This is a genomic window from uncultured Paenibacillus sp. (assembly GCF_963515335.1).
GTDB lineage: Bacteria > Bacillota > Bacilli > Paenibacillales > Paenibacillaceae > Paenibacillus_I.
On the sequence record NZ_CAUPYC010000033.1, the window covers coordinates 1 to 15,459 of the forward strand.

Genomic DNA, 15,459 nt, shown 5'->3' on the forward strand with positions numbered 1-15,459 from the left:
ATATTGAAGATCAATATCCCGTAGCAAAGCATATCAATGAAAACGGCTTGTATATACCATGCCATCAAGGTATGAGTCTCGAAGATGTAGAATATGTCGCCGAATTGACGGAGTTCTTTTACAAGGGGATGTAACAATGAAAAGACCAAGCGGGATTGTATGGGCAGGGCCCGTAGCGGATATGGGTGGTTACGGAAATGTATCCAGGAACTTCTTGAAATCATTAAGTATGTTTAATATACCTATACACATTGTAAATTTTAGTTCAGTAGATCATGAAATTGGTAAAGAAGATTTAAAGTTTTTACAGGAGTTGAATCGGCCCCTATCGGAGTTAGGGAATGAATCTGTTCTCATCACGCACTGGACCCCGGAGTTGTTCTCGCAATTAAATTACCCGGGCATCGTAAAAAAAATTGGTGTGACTATTTTTGAAACAGACAGAATACCGGCTCACTGGACCTCTTTATGTAATAGGATGGATGAGGTTTGGCTGCCGAGCGAATTCAACTTTGATACATTTACGAAGTCAGGGGTAGACGTCCAAAAAGTACGAATTATTCCCTATGCATTAGACAGTAGAGACTATCTGAAAACATGGAATAAATTTAACTTTCCGGAAGGAACAAAAAAGTTTAAGTTTTTGTATACTTGCGCGTTTGATTACCGTAAAGGCATAGACTTATTGATTAGAGCCTATTGTAACGAATTTTCAGAATCGGAGGATGTCTCTCTGATATTGAAAATCTATGTTCCATCACACTACAAGAATTTTGATATCGATAAGTTTTTAAAAGATAATATACCGGCAAAAGAATCTAGGCCGCATATTTACGTATATACGGAACGTTTTCCAAGAGAGCAATTATATTCTTTGATGCAAAGTTGTGATGCTTATGTTTCGTCGGACCGTGCGAACGGATGGGGGATGCCTTGTATGGAAATGATGGCTTTCGGGATTCCAACGGCCACAATCAATTGGAGCGGTTCAACCGAGTTTATGAACGAAAATAATTCATTCTTGATAGAGCCTGAAAATGAATTTGAACCTGTCCATCCTATGCTGCAAGCAACCAGATTTGAGTTGTACGGCGGACATCAATGGAGAGTGGTGAGGGAAAAAACGATACAAACGGTATTGCGAGAGATATACGAAAATAAAGAAAAAAGAAATGTGATTGCAAGATGTGGGCAAGATACCATTATAGAACAATTTTCTGTAAAAGCTATATATGAGAAAATTTCAAAGATTATGTACATATAATGGTGAAACTCTTCAAATGCTTGATAACAAATATAGTGAATTTTATATGAACAAAGTTGAACAAGAGGTGTGTTTATGAAAAAAACAGCACTAATAACTGGAGTTACAGGTCAAGACGGCTCGTATTTAGCGGAGCTGCTGCTCCAGAAAGGCTATCAAGTGTACGGGCTCCGAAGACGGACAAGCATACCGATAATGGATAACCTGAAGCATATACAAAATGAAATCGAATTTATTGATGGCGATATATTGGATGCACCCTCCTTGTTTGAGGCCATAAGAAAATCAAAGCCCGATGAGGTTTATAATCTAGCGGCTCAATCGTTTGTCGGTTCCTCGTGGAACCAGCCGATACTGACGGGTGAAACAACAGCGCTTGGCGTAACGAATATGCTGGAAGCGGTCAGAATGATTAAGCCCGAAGCAAGGTTCTATCAAGCTTCCAGCAGCGAGATGTTCGGTAAAGTTCTCGAGACGCCCCAAACCGAAACGACCCCTTTTTATCCAAGAAGTCCTTACGGTGTCGCAAAGGTTTACGGTCACTGGATTACCGTCAATTACCGCGAAAGTTACAACATGTACACCTGCTCCGGCATTCTCTTCAACCATGAATCGCCGAGAAGAGGTATTGAGTTCGTAACAAGAAAAATAACCGATGCTGTAGCGAGAATAAAACTGGGAGCTGCAAATGAATTACGGTTGGGGAATCTCGATGCAAAGCGTGATTGGGGGTATGCGGGGGATTACGTTAAAGCAATGTGGTTGATGCTCCAGCAAGAACAACCGGGAGATTTTGTGATTGCAACCGGGGAGACCCATACTGTTCAAGAATTTGTTGAGATCGCTTTTGAGCATGCAGGCTTAAATTGGCGCGATTACGTTGTGATTGATCCCCGCTTTGTTCGGCCGGCTGAAGTGGACTTGCTCTTGGGCGACCCGAAGAAGGCTAAGAACCAGTTAGGCTGGAGGCAAGAGGTTAGTTTTGAACAACTTGTCGTTATGATGGTGGAGAATGACCTAGAGAGAGTTCATAAGTCACTAAAATAAGGTGAAGTTCATGAAAGCGATCATTACCGGAGTTAACGGTTTTGTGGGAGGTCATTTATCCAACTTGCTGTGTTCCGAAGGTGTGCAAGTTTGGGGAACAACAAGAGGGTTCAGTCACAATTATTATCTGAACAATAAGACGACATTGATCAAAACCGATATGAATGATGTAGATGAACTGGTCGGACTATTAAATCAAATCAAACCGGATTATCTTTTTCATTTGGCGGGAGAAAGCAATGTAAAAAAATCATGGGGAAATAAGGCGCAAACATTCGATGCGAATGTCATTAAGACATTGCGTCTACTCGAAGCAGTAAGAAAAAGCAAGGTAGCAGAGAATATACGGATATTGACGGTGGGTTCATCGGAAGAGTACGGAAGAGTTAACGCCAAAGCTGTTCCGATTCAGGAGAATACGCCACTTAAACCGGTCAGTCCTTATGGAATATCCAAGGCGACCATATCGATGATTGCCAGACAATATAATACGGCATATCAATTGAAAATTATACATGCGCGTCCCTTCAATCACATTGGCCCCGGACAAAAAACGGGATTCGTTGTTCCGGATTTTGCTGCGCAAATTGCGGCCATCGAAAAGGGAATGCAAAAGAATGTGCTCCGTGTCGGCAATTTGGACGCGCAACGTGATTTCAGCGACGTAAGAGATATCGTACGTGCTTACAAAATGTTGTTGGAACACGGTGAGTTCGGAGAAATCTACAATGTATGCTCGGGTGTCGGAGTAACGATCCAACATATTTTAGAAAGTCTGATTCGTTTATCAACGGTTTCAATTGAAGTGATCAAAGATGAAAACTTATTGAGACCTACAGATATCCCCGTGTATATAGGGGATAGTGGAAAAATAAAGAGTGAAGTAAATTGGAATCATGAAATTCCGTTAAATGACACTTTGTTTGATACATTACAGGACATAAGAAGACATCATAATAACGCAAGCTTGATATGAGAAGGATGGATGAATATGAAGCTGATCCTATTATCCGGCGGTTCCGGCACACGTCTGTGGCCAATCTCAAACGATGCGCGTTCGAAACAATTCTTAAAGGTTTTGGCGAATACACAGGGCGATAGGGTGTCGATGCTTCAGCGGGTATGGAGTCAGCTTGATGCTGTTGATTTGTCTCATTCGGCTATTATCGCTACAAGTAAATCCCAGGTTGACATGATTCATAACCAAATTGAAAATGATGTTCCTGTTATTGTTGAGCCGGAGCGCCGTGATACTTTTCCGGCCATTGCATTGGCCGCTGTTTATCTCTATTCCGTAGGAGGGGTCGGTTTAGATGAAGTCATTACGGTGTTGCCGGTAGATTCCTACGTGGAGGATGCATTTTTTCAAAAAGTAAAGGAATTGGAGCAGGTGGTACGGTCCTCCGGAGCGGAGTTTGCCTTAATGGGCGTTGAACCAACGTTTCCGTCGGAGAAATACGGTTATATCGCCGTCAACTCCGAGCATCCCGCAGAACCCTGCTTCACGGTTCGTGAATTTCATGAAAAGCCGAAAACTGCAAAAGCAAAAGCGCTCATAGAAGAAGGGGCGTTTTGGAACTGCGGTGTTTTTGCATTTAAGCTGGATACCATTATTTCTATTCTTTCGTATAAAGGTTTTCCTGTCGTATATGAGAAACTGTTGTCGAATTACAGCGATTTGCCGAAAATCAGTTTCGACTACGAGGTGTTAGAGAAAAGCGGCAACATTGTGGTCATTCGATACGATGGGCATTGGAAGGATCTTGGAACATGGAATACCCTTACTGAGGAAATGGTTGAACCCCTTACGGGTAAAGGAGTTATAAGCCCTGATTGCGTAAATACGCATGTGATGAACGAGCTGGATATTCCAATTGCTGTCCTGGGTTTATCGAATGTGATTGTCGCAGCAAGTCCGGATGGTATTCTCGTCACGGATAAAAATGAAAGCGCCAGATTAAAAGAATTAATACGCTTTGATCAAAGGCCCATGTACGAAGAAAGACGTTGGGGATGGTACCGCGTATTAGATTATACGAAGATTGATGACGGCAGTGAAGTGCTCACCAGACGAATTAAAATAGATGCCGGCAAAAATCTAAGTTATCAGCTGCATTACAAGCGCAGCGAGGTTTGGACAGTGATCAGCGGGGAAGGCGAAGCAGTGGTCGACGGGAACCTGTTAAAGGTTAAACCCGGTGATGTTGTTAAGATCCCTCAGGAGACTAAGCACGGCATCAAGGCAATCACGGATCTTGAATTTATCGAAGTTCAGACTGGGATCGAAGTAATGGATGAAGATGTTGTTCGCATGCATGCTACATGGGATGAAGTGATGGGAGTTATTGTATGAAAATACTTGAAATGACGACTTTCTTGCGTGGTGGAGCGGGTGTTTTTGTTACTCGTTTGACGGAAAGCTTAAGACGTAGAAACCATCATGTACATGTCGTATCGACTGGTGAAGTTGAACAGCTGACGGACTGGGATGAACTGCTAAACTGTTTAGGGCAGATTGACACAACGCACCATCAATTTAACTTTTTCAAAAGGGAACCTGATATATTTTGGGCAGAGACTGAAAGGCTTAGCGAACTGTTATTGAAAGAGCAATTTGATGTCATACATGCGCATGCAGGTGTACCGGCGTTAGGCGCCTCGATTGCCCGGAAAATGGCAGGGTTGAATATTCCGATCATTGCAACCTTTCATAGTTGGAGCAAAGATCGGCCAAACTGGATGAATGTTCAGGACACTTATGCCTTTAATCAATGTCAGCATGTTTTCTTTGATTCGCAAGCCTATATGGCTTATGGCAGCTCATTCGGGTTGACTTCCCGTCATGAAGTTATATATCCGGGTTTATTGATTGATCCGACTCCGTATTTAGACAAACGTCAAAACTGTCGGTTAGCACTTCTGGAACAATTAAACCTGCCGAATAACGTGAGATTGATTTCGAACTTGGCGGAAATTACGGAAAGAAAAGGGCAGCTTGATTTGATCAAGTCGCTACCTCTTGTTCTTGAACAGGAAGATGTATACTTGTTATTTATTGGCGAATGCCGGAATGAGCATTATAGAAACCTGATTAACCAGACGATTGATGAGCATAAGTTGAGCGAGAAGGTACGTTTTATGGGCTGGGTGGACGACCCTTATGAAATCGTAGCGGGAACCGATTTGTTTGTATTTCCATCCTATAGCGAAGGTTTGGGAATGGCGATTGCAGAGGCTATTTCCCTTGGCGTGCCAGCGGTATTTTCTTCTATCGAAGGAATGAAAGATATTGAAGACATTTTGGGAGAATACAGCATGGGGACTTTTGAAGCCGGAAACATACCGGATATCGCTGAAAAGATCTTACAGGTACTGAGAAAGGACGCTTCGCGCAAGAGCGTTATGATGGACAAGGGCGCTGAGTTAATTCGGACAGCTTTCGCGTTTGACACAACGGTTACAAAATACGAGAAGGCAATGTACCACCTGGTTAACAGGTAGCGAATGCCATGATCAAAGTGCTTGTATTTGACCTTGATGATACGTTGTATGAAGAGTTGACTTATGTAAAAAGCGGCTTTTTGGCGGTTTCCAGTTGGTTGGAGCGGAACCTGGGTATTGATAACTCGAAGGCGTTAGCTTTTCTGTCGAATGCCTTGGCACAAGGCCGAGGGCGTATTTTTGACGATCTTTTGCTTCATTTTCAGTGTTTCACGAAAAAAAACGTAACGAAATGTATTCAGATCTACCGCAGCCATACTCCAATGATTAAGTTGGACCTTGCCGCTGAACGCTGTCTGGAGCGCTTTAATGAGTACCCTTTGTATATCGTTACGGATGGGAATAAAATCGTTCAGCACAATAAATTATTGGCTTTGGGTTTGTACAAACGGGTCCGGCGATGTTTCATCACCCACCGTTTTGGTGTGAAACATGCCAAACCATCCCCATATTGTTTTGAGAGGATTAACCGACTTGAGGCGGTTTCTCCCGCAGAGGTAGTCTATATCGGTGACAATCCGGCCAAGGATTTCGTCGGCATTAAAGCAAAGGGTTATCTTACCGTGCGGATTATGCAGGGAAATCACAGGCTGGTCGAGAAAGAAGAAGATTACGAGGCGCATGCCCGTATCGATTCATTGGATGAATTGCAGCCGGAGTTTTTGGACCGTTTAAGCGACACAGTTCGAGGTTCGCGTGTTGAGCCTGCGCAAAAGGGTTGATGATAAGTGAAATCGATCGTAATTATACAAGCCCGGATGGGCTCTGAACGGCTTCCGGGCAAAGTGCTGCTTCCTTTGGGCTCTTCCGTCATCCTGGATTATGTCGTGTCCAGATGCCGGGCAATCCCGGAAATTGCAGAGGTGATCGTGGCTACTTCCATTTTGGAGCCGGATGAAGCGATTGCCGACTGGTGCAAGGAGAACGGGGTGCCTTGCTTCCGCGGTTCGGAGGACGATGTGCTGTCCCGCTATTATGAATGCGCCAAACCGTACCGGCCGGATTATGTGCTGCGGGTTACGGCCGACTGCCCGTTCGTCGATTATGAGATGGCGGCTCAGATGATACGGTTAATGGAGGAGTATCCCTCCGATATGGTTCAAATCATGAATGAAGACGGACTGACCAGAGGGCTGGTCGTGGAAATGGTATCGTTTGGTACTTTGGAATATATGTACCGCCACAGCAAGGAGCCTCGGCACCGGGAGCACGTCACCTACTATGCGAAGGAGTATCCGCAACAATTCAAGCTGCCGCCGTATATGCCGCCTGCTTATATGCATCATCCGCAGTTAAGGATAACCGTCGATACGACGGCGGATTACGACCTGTGCCGGGCGCTTGTGGCGCAAGCCGGCAACGACAAGCTGATTCTTTCGCGGGACATTGTCGGGTTGCTGCTGAAGCATCCGGAAATTGCCGCCCTGAACGCCCATATTTCACAGAAGCCGGTGGTGTAAGATGCGCATAGTGATTCGGGCGGATGCATCCTCTCGCGTGGGTACCGGTCATGTCATGCGCTGCCTGACGTTAGCCGACTTGTTAAGGCGGCAGGGCTGTGTTGTACGCTTTCTCATGCAGCGGCTCGACGGTCATTTGCAGGAACTGGTTACGGCGAGCGGCTATGACGTCACCATGCTGGAAATCTCCGAAGGTGCCTCTACATGGGAAGACGATGCGGAAGCCTCCATACAGGCAATCGAAGAGTGGCATGGGCGTGTGGAGTGGTGCGTGGTGGACCATTACGGCCTTGACAGCCGCTGGGAACACAAGCTTCGGGGCTTCGCCGAATCGATTATGGTGATCGATGACCTGGCAGACCGCAGTCATGATTGTGACCTGCTGCTGGATCAAAACTTTGTCGAACAAATGGAGTCCCGATATGACGGCTTGGTGCCGGACAGCTGCCTGCAATTGTTGGGACCTAAGCATATGCTGCTTCGGGATGAATTCATACAGGCGAAACCACTGGCTTTCAGGCGACGGCGTGAAGGAGTCCGTAAGGTTTTGCTTTTTTTTGGAGGAGCGGATCCTACGAATGAAACCGAGAAGGTGATAACAGCGATCAAGCCGTTTCTGAACGATGGTCCCGTGGTCGACGTCGTTGTCGGCCGCACGAACCCGAACCGGTCGACGATTGAGGCGATGTGCGCCGGACACGATCGTCTGCATTTTCACCTTCAGGTAAGCAACATGGCGGAAATGATGGGCTCGGCCGATTTTTCGTTCGGGGCGGGCGGCGTAACGATGTGGGAACGCTGCTACTTGGGATTGCCGTCCGCTGTCGTCATCGTTGCAGACAATCAAGCGGCGTCTGTTGAAGCGGCTGCCAAGCTGGGCGCGGTCTGGAATTTGGGCCGGCATGAAGCTGTAAAAATCCCCGATATTGCCGATATATTTTATAGAGCCGTCATTGGCCGGGCGGAATTGCTAGAAATGAGCAGGATCGGCATGCGACTAATCGACGAACATTCCCCGGAGGACGACCGTCCGGGCGCCGAAGTTGTTAAGGTTATGCTTCGTCATAAAGGAGACTCGGAATGAAACAGGAGTTCAAGATTGGAAACAGACAAGTAGGATCCGATCATCCGCCGTTCATCATCGCCGAAATGTCCGGCAATCATAATCAATCGCTTGATCGGGCATTGGCGATTGTAGAAGCCGCGGCCAAAGCCGGCGTCGACGCGCTCAAGCTGCAGACCTATACGGCGGACACTATGACGATCGATATAGACGAAGGCGATTTTTTCATTGACGACCCGAACAGCTTATGGAAAGGCACATCCTTGTATAAATTGTACCAGGAGGCTTATACGCCGTGGGAATGGCATAAGCCGATATTCGATCGGTGCAAGGAGCTTGGCTTGCTTGCATTCAGTACGCCCTTTGACGAAACGGCCGTCGACTTTCTGGAGGAGCTGAACGTGCCGTGCTACAAGGTCGCTTCGTTCGAAAACACGGATATCCCGCTGATCCGCAAAATTGCCGCAACCGGCAAACCGGTCATTATTTCAACGGGCATGGCTTCGATCGCCGAGCTGGATGAAACCGTCCGCGCCGCGCGTGATGCGGGCTGCAAGGATTTGGTGCTCTTGAAATGCACCAGCACGTATCCGGCCACTCCCGAGAATACCAATTTGAACACCATGCCTCATCTGAAACAGCTGTTCGATTGCCAGGTTGGCATTTCCGATCACACGATGGGGATCGGCGTGAGTGTCGGCAGCGTCGTGCTTGGCGGAACTGTGATTGAGAAGCATTTTACTTTGTCCAGAGCGGAAGGCGGGGTGGATTCGGCGTTCTCCATGGAGCCGCATGAGATGGAGGCGCTGGTCGTCGAATCCCGCAGGGTATGGCAAAGTCTCGGACAAGTCATGTACGGTCCCACCCAGGCGGAACGTCCTTCTTTGAAGCACCGCAGATCGCTATACATTGTGCAGGATCTCAAAGAAGGAGATGTGCTCACCAAGGACAATATCAAGGCCATTCGACCGGGAGCGGGCATGCCTCCGAAACATCTAGATGAGATATTGGGTAAGCGTGTAAGACGGAATGTTTCCAAAGGCACCCCGCTTTCTCTGGAACTGTTCTAGTTAAAATAAGGATAAGCGAGGAACGGAATGTGAATATTCTACTCACCGGCGGTGCCGGTTTCATCGGGCGCTGGGTTGCTAAGCGTCTGCTCGCCGACGGCCACAGCGTCCGGATACTTGACGATTTGTCCAACGGAGCGGAAGCCAATCTCGCAGAATTCCGGGACAACCCGAAATTGAAATTCAGCAAAGGATCGATATTGGACGAGAGTCTGCTTGCACAATTGTTCGAGAATGACCGCTACGATATCTGTTATCATCTTGGCGCTTCCATTAACGTACAGGATTCCATAGACGACCCGCTGACCACATTCAACAATGACACGGTCGGTACGTTCTATATTTTGGAGCAATGCCGACGTCACCATGTGAAGGTCGTCTTCATGAGCACTTGCATGGTATATGACCGTTGCATGGACGACAGCGGGATTAACGAATCGCATCCGATCAAGCCGGCTTCTCCTTATGCGGGCGCCAAAATAGCGGCTGAGAATATGGTCCTCTCTTATTGGCATGCTTACGGCTTGCCGACGGTAGTCATTCGGCCGTTCAATACGTACGGTCCGTATCAGAAAACGGGCGGCGAGGGCGGCGTAGTCGCGATCTTCGTGAAAAACAAGCTGGCCGGAAAAACATTGAATATTTACGGCGAAGGCACGCAGACAAGAGATCTGCTCTTTGTCGAGGATTGCGCAAGATTCGTCGTGGAAGCAGGCTATTCGGATAAGGTGAACGGCGAGATCGTCAACGCGGGTCTGGGGCGCGACATTTCGGTTAACGACCTTGCCCTGTTGATTGCGGGCGACGCGTCCCGCATCACTCACGTGGAGCACATCCACCCGCAAAGCGAAATTCAGAAGCTGCTCTGCGATTATTCCAAAGCGGAGAGACTGCTTGACTGGAAGCCCGAAATTACGCTGGAAGAAGGTATTCGGCAGACGGAAGCATGGATTCGCAAGACGGACTTGATTTAAGGCAGCCGGGAATCGGACGGGGAGGTAATACGGGGAGGTAATATTGTGCGTAATAATCATAAGCCGATCAGAGAGACGCTGCTCCCCTACGGCAAACAGTGGATCGATGACGAAGACATTGCCGCCGTTCTGCAAGTGCTCCGCAGCGATTTTATTACACAAGGGCCTGCCATTCAAGCCTTTGAGAGCAAGGTAGCCGATTACGTCGGGGCCCAATATGCGGTCGCCTATTGCAACGGCACCGCCGCGCTGCACGGCGCGTGCTTTGCCGCCGGCATCGGACCGGGCGATGAGGTCGTCACGTCGCCGTTGACCTTCCTGGCGAGCAGCAATTGTGTGCTCTACATGGGCGGCAAGCCGGTGTTTGCGGATATACGGCCGGATACGTATAATATCGATCCGGACGACATCGCGCGCAAACTATCGGATCGGACCAAAGCGATTATTGCCGTCGATTTTACCGGCCAGCCCGCGGAGATGGATCGGATTACGATGCTTGCAAGAGATCGCGGTCTGACGGTGATCCAGGATGCCGCCCATTCACTGGGCGCCAGTTACGCGGGCAGCAAGGTTGGCACCTTGGCAGATATGACGATGTTCAGCTTTCATCCGGTGAAGCACGTCACTACAGGCGAAGGCGGCATGATCGTAACCGACAGCGAGGAATTTTACAGAAAGCTGCTTCTGTTCCGCAATCACGGTATGACGCGGGATCCGGAGCTGCTTAAGCAGAACGACGGTCCATGGTGCTACGAGATGCGCGAGCTAGGCTATAATTACCGCATGACGGACCTTCAGGCGGCACTCGGCGTATCCCAAATGGACAAGCTGGAACGCTTCGTAGAACGCAGACGGGAGATTGCGGCCGCTTATGACGGAGCATTCGGAAGTATGGGCGGGTTGGTTATTCCGGCACAGCATGCCGACGCCCGGTCGAGTTGGCATTTATATGTGCTACGCTGGCGCAGGGAAGCTTTCAAAGCGGATCGCAAAGTGATCTTTGAGGCGTTGAGAGCCGAGAACATCGGGGTCAATGTGCACTATATTCCGGTTTACCGGCAGCCTTATTATCGGGCAAACGGCTATGCGGATGTGCGTTGCGATCATGCGGAGAAATACTATGAGACTTCGCTTTCATTACCGATCTTCCCGAAAATGACCGACGAGGATATCCGGGACGTTATACAAGCGGCAACAAAAATTTATCAAACCTATGCGGTGAAATGATCCGTATATCTATCGCCGTTGTTATCGCTTTCAATTACCGTTTGACATTTCTGGAATGCCGATGTATAGTCAGATTGTGGGCCACGTACATAGCTGACGCCTCACAGTTACTTGAAGACGAAGGGAATGTTCAAGCATGCAAGGTAAAGTTAAATGGTTTAACGCAGAAAAGGGTTACGGATTCATCGAGACTGAACAAGGCGGCGACGTTTTCGTTCATTTCTCCGCAATCCAATCCGAAGGCTTCAAAACGCTCGAAGAAGGCCAATCGGTCGAATTCGACATCGTTGAAGGCGCTCGCGGTCCACAAGCTGCAAACGTAGTCAAACTGTAATCATCCGGTCAATCGACCGACGGATAGATGGTACACTTGACAAAGTGCTGGAGACAGAACCCTGGGAAACCGGGGTTTTTTCTTTTCTCGTCACAAGTTATCAAATTATTCAAAACTATCACTCGATTCTTTTGTTAATGCTTCGTGAATATGTTATGATGGAGTCAGTTAAAGTGCGAGGAGGAATGCAGATGAAATACAATATCCGAGGTCAGCATATCTTGGTTACGGACGCGCTGAGAGAGCATGTCGAGAAGAAACTGAGTCGCCTGGAACGGTATTTTGAAGCACCTTTAACCTCCGAAGTAAATGTAACGCTTTCGGTCACCAAGAACCGGCAAGGTGTCGAAGTCACGATTCCGCTCAGGGGCGTCATGCTCCGCGCGGAAGAGAAGCACGACGATATGTATGCGGCTGTCGATCTGGTGGTCGACAAGCTGGAGCGTCAAATCCGCAAGCACAAAACGAAGGTGAACCGCAAGTTCCGTACGGACGGCGGTCTGAAAACATTATTCAGGGAGGATTCAGGAGCGGCGGTCAGCGTACTGGACGAGGATGAGGAACTGGATGTGGGCGTCGTTCGGACGAAGCGACATACGCTGAAGCCGATGGATGTGGAAGAGGCAATTCTCCAAATGAACATGGTCGGGCACAGCTTTTACGTTTTCGCCAATGCGGAGACGAAAGAGGTGAACGTCGTTTATAGAAGAGATGACGGAAAATACGGGTTGATTGAGCAAGCTTAACATAATTGATGAACGGCATGGCTGCAAAGCCGGATCCCGCTGCCGCGGGATCCGGCTTTGTGCGTCCGGGCCGGCTGGCGCAACTTCCGCGTGCTGGTCTTCGTATAGATGGAAGCGGCACGAACCGCTTGACGCGCCTTGACGAGCCTTGCGTGCGCGTTGCGGCAGTCTCTACAAACTGTTACAATTTAAGTTATGAGTCGACTTACGAAAGGGGCATCCTTCCCATGCTCGGATTGGTAAAGAAAATATTCGGCGATCCGAATGAGCGTGAAATCAAACGCTGCATGCGCATCGTCGAACAGATTAACGGCCTGGAGCCCGAGTTCGTCAAGCTTACCGACGATCAGCTGCGCGCCAAGACGGACGAATTCAAAGCCCGTCTGGAGAAGGGCGAAGAGCTCGACAGCTTGCTGCCGGAGGCGTTCGCGACCGTTCGCGAGGCATCCAAACGGACACTCGGCATGCGTCATTTCGACGTCCAACTGGTCGGCGGCATGGTGCTGCACGACGGCAAAATATCCGAAATGAAAACCGGCGAGGGCAAAACGCTCGTCGCGACCCTTCCGGTATATTTAAACGCGCTGACGGGGAAAGGCGTGCATGTCGTGACCGTCAACGATTATTTGGCGCAGCGCGACAGCAATATGATGGGTCAGCTGTATCAATTCCTCGGCATGACGGTCGGCTGCAACCTGCACGGCCTGAACCATGACGAGAAGCAGGCAGCCTACGCGGCCGACATTACGTACGGAACGAATAATGAATTCGGCTTTGACTATTTGCGCGACAACATGGTGCTGTACAAGGAGCAGATGGTGCAGCGCCCGCTTTATTTCGCGATTATTGACGAGGTGGATTCGATCCTGGTCGACGAAGCGCGCACACCGCTCATCATTTCCGGACAAGCGGCGAAGTCGACCGAGCTTTATTATGCGGCCGACCGTTTCGTTGGCCGCCTGCAAGAGGAAGAGGACTACACGGTCGACGTGAAGCTTCGCAGCGTCACGCTGTCCGAGGCGGGGGTGGAGAAGGCTGAGCGCGCCTTCGGAATCGAGAACCTGTTCGACCATGCCCACGTGCTGCTCAACCACCATATCCAGCAGGCGCTTAAAGCGCACGCGATCATGAAGCGCGACGTCGATTACGTCGTGCAGGATGACGAGGTTATTATCGTCGATGAGTTCACCGGGCGGCTGATGGCGGGACGCCGCTACAGCGACGGCCTGCATCAGGCGATCGAAGCCAAGGAGCAGCTCAAGGTTCAGAACGAGAGCATGACGCTGGCGACGATCACCTTCCAGAACTACTTCCGGATGTACCGCAAGCTGGCCGGCATGACCGGTACGGCGAAGACCGAAGAAGAGGAATTCAAGAAAATTTACGGCCTGGACGTCGTGCAGATTCCGACCAACCGGCCGAATATTCGTGTCGACATGCCCGATGTCGTCTACAAGTCGGAGAACGGCAAATTCAAGGCGGTCGTCGATGAAATCGCGGCCCGCCATGCCAACAAGCAGCCGATACTCGTCGGCACCATCTCAATCGAGAATTCCGAGAAGCTGTCCGATATGCTGAAACGCCGAGGCGTCCAGCATAAGGTGCTGAACGCAAAATATCATGCCGAGGAAGCGGAGATTATTTCGCGTGCGGGACAAGCCGGCGCAGTGACGATCGCCACGAACATGGCGGGCCGCGGCACGGACATCGTGCTCGGCGAAGCGGTTCCCGAAACCGGCGGCTTGCATATTATCGGTACGGAGCGTCACGAATCCCGCCGAATCGATAACCAGCTGCGCGGCCGTTCGGGACGTCAGGGCGACCCGGGCTCGACGCAATTTTATTTATCGCTTGAAGATGAGCTGATGCGCCGCTTCGGTTCCGAGAATATTATGGGCATGATGGATCGGCTCGGCTTCGAGGAGGACCAGCCGATCGAGAGCCGAATGATCACGCGCGCGATCGAGTCCGCCCAGAAGCGGGTCGAGGGCAACAACTTCGATTTGCGCAAGGTCGTTCTGCAGTATGACGACGTCATGAACCAGCAGCGGGAAATCATTTATAAGCAGCGGCGCGAGGTGCTGTACTCGGAGAATATCCGCGATGTCGTGCTCGAGATGATCAAGCCGGTGGTCGAGCGCATCGTCGAGGCCCACACGCCTGCGGACGAGGTGCCGGAGGATTGGGATCTCCAGGCGGTGGTCGATTACGCGCACGGAACCTTTCTCCAGGAAGGCACGCTGACCAAGGATGACCTGTGGGGCAAGGAACGCGAGGAAATCGTCGAATTCCTGCTCGGCAAGGTGGGCGCCCTCTATGACGCGCGCGAAGCGCAGATCGGCGAGGAGACGATGCGCGAATTCGAGAAGGTCGTCGTGCTGCGCGCGGTCGACAGCAAATGGATGGACCACATCGACGCGATGGACCAGCTTCGCCAGGGCATCCATCTGCGCGCATATGGCGGTACCGATCCGCTTCGCGAGTATCAATTCGAAGGCTTCGAGATGTTCAAAGAGATGATCGACCATATCCAGGAGGAAGTCACGAAGTACATCATGAAGGCGCATGTTGAGAATAATCTGGAGCGCCAAGAGGTGGCTAAAGGGCAGACGGAGTCGGGCGGCGGCGGAGAGCCGAAGCAGAAGCGTCCGGTGAAGCGCGATGAGCAGCGGGTCGGCCGGAACGATCCGTGCCCGTGCGGCAGCGGCAAAAAATATAAGCAGTGCCACGGTGCGAACGCGTAATTCCCGTTCCGGGACGGCGTTTGCGTCAG

The 15,459-nt window shown here is 49.8% G+C and carries 14 protein-coding genes; all 14 read left to right on the forward strand.

Annotated elements, in window-relative coordinates; genetic code table 11:
• The first annotated feature begins 136 nt into the window (after window positions 1-136).
• The 14 genes from RWM61_RS11905 to secA all read left to right on the forward strand — a co-directional run bounded on the left by RWM61_RS11905 (window position 137) and on the right by secA (window position 15,430).
• Window positions 137-1,264 (forward strand): glycosyltransferase, encoded by a 1,128-nt coding sequence (locus RWM61_RS11905; protein ID WP_314000961.1) that lies wholly within the window; start codon window positions 137-139, stop codon window positions 1,262-1,264.
• A gap of 75 nt (window positions 1,265-1,339) precedes the next feature.
• Entirely contained in the window at window positions 1,340-2,311 is a 972-nt protein-coding gene (gene gmd, locus RWM61_RS11910; protein ID WP_314000963.1) for a GDP-mannose 4,6-dehydratase, read from the forward strand.
• 10 nt (window positions 2,312-2,321) lie between these two features.
• The gene (locus tag RWM61_RS11915) at window positions 2,322-3,287 is read left to right on the forward strand and encodes a GDP-mannose 4,6-dehydratase (RefSeq protein WP_314000965.1); all 966 of its coding nucleotides are present in this window, start codon (window positions 2,322-2,324) and stop codon (window positions 3,285-3,287) included.
• 15 nt (window positions 3,288-3,302) lie between these two features.
• Window positions 3,303-4,664, forward strand: a complete 1,362-nt coding sequence (locus RWM61_RS11920) for a sugar phosphate nucleotidyltransferase (protein ID WP_314000967.1) — start codon at window positions 3,303-3,305, stop codon at window positions 4,662-4,664.
• Window positions 4,661-5,812: a glycosyltransferase family 4 protein gene (locus RWM61_RS11925; RefSeq protein ID WP_314000969.1), complete on the forward strand. Its 1,152-nt coding sequence runs from the start codon at window positions 4,661-4,663 to the stop codon at window positions 5,810-5,812. The genes RWM61_RS11920 and RWM61_RS11925 overlap by 4 nt, the downstream gene beginning before the upstream one ends.
• A gap of 8 nt (window positions 5,813-5,820) precedes the next feature.
• On the forward strand, window positions 5,821-6,534 hold the full coding sequence (locus RWM61_RS11930) for an HAD family hydrolase (protein WP_314000971.1): 714 nt from the start codon (window positions 5,821-5,823) through the stop codon (window positions 6,532-6,534).
• A gap of 6 nt (window positions 6,535-6,540) precedes the next feature.
• A complete protein-coding gene (locus RWM61_RS11935; RefSeq protein WP_314000973.1) occupies window positions 6,541-7,272 on the forward strand; it encodes a glycosyltransferase family protein in 732 nt (243 codons plus the stop codon).
• A gap of 1 nt (window position 7,273) precedes the next feature.
• Window positions 7,274-8,356 carry a UDP-2,4-diacetamido-2,4,6-trideoxy-beta-L-altropyranose hydrolase gene (pseG, locus tag RWM61_RS11940; protein ID WP_314000976.1) on the forward strand — a complete coding sequence of 361 codons (1,083 nt, stop codon included), beginning with the start codon at window positions 7,274-7,276 and terminating at the stop codon, window positions 8,354-8,356.
• Window positions 8,353-9,405 carry a pseudaminic acid synthase gene (pseI, locus tag RWM61_RS11945; protein ID WP_314000978.1) on the forward strand — a complete coding sequence of 351 codons (1,053 nt, stop codon included), beginning with the start codon at window positions 8,353-8,355 and terminating at the stop codon, window positions 9,403-9,405. Before pseG ends, pseI begins: the two co-directional genes overlap by 4 nt.
• A 29-nt stretch (window positions 9,406-9,434) precedes the next feature.
• Window positions 9,435-10,379, forward strand: coding sequence for a GDP-mannose 4,6-dehydratase (locus tag RWM61_RS11950; protein ID WP_314000980.1), 945 nt, complete (start codon window positions 9,435-9,437; stop codon window positions 10,377-10,379).
• A gap of 45 nt (window positions 10,380-10,424) precedes the next feature.
• Complete coding sequence (gene pseC, locus RWM61_RS11955) at window positions 10,425-11,606, forward strand: UDP-4-amino-4,6-dideoxy-N-acetyl-beta-L-altrosamine transaminase (RefSeq protein ID WP_314000982.1); 1,182 nt, start codon at window positions 10,425-10,427, stop codon at window positions 11,604-11,606.
• Between the two features lie 136 nt (window positions 11,607-11,742).
• Window positions 11,743-11,940 carry a cold-shock protein gene (locus tag RWM61_RS11960; protein ID WP_028599014.1) on the forward strand — a complete coding sequence of 66 codons (198 nt, stop codon included), beginning with the start codon at window positions 11,743-11,745 and terminating at the stop codon, window positions 11,938-11,940.
• Between the two features lie 191 nt (window positions 11,941-12,131).
• Window positions 12,132-12,686, forward strand: a complete 555-nt coding sequence (gene hpf / locus RWM61_RS11965; RefSeq protein ID WP_314000988.1) for a ribosome hibernation-promoting factor, HPF/YfiA family — start codon at window positions 12,132-12,134, stop codon at window positions 12,684-12,686.
• A 227-nt stretch (window positions 12,687-12,913) separates the two neighbouring features.
• A complete protein-coding gene (gene secA / locus RWM61_RS11970; RefSeq protein ID WP_314000990.1) occupies window positions 12,914-15,430 on the forward strand; it encodes a preprotein translocase subunit SecA in 2,517 nt (838 codons plus the stop codon).
• Window positions 15,431-15,459: the final 29 nt, after the last annotated feature.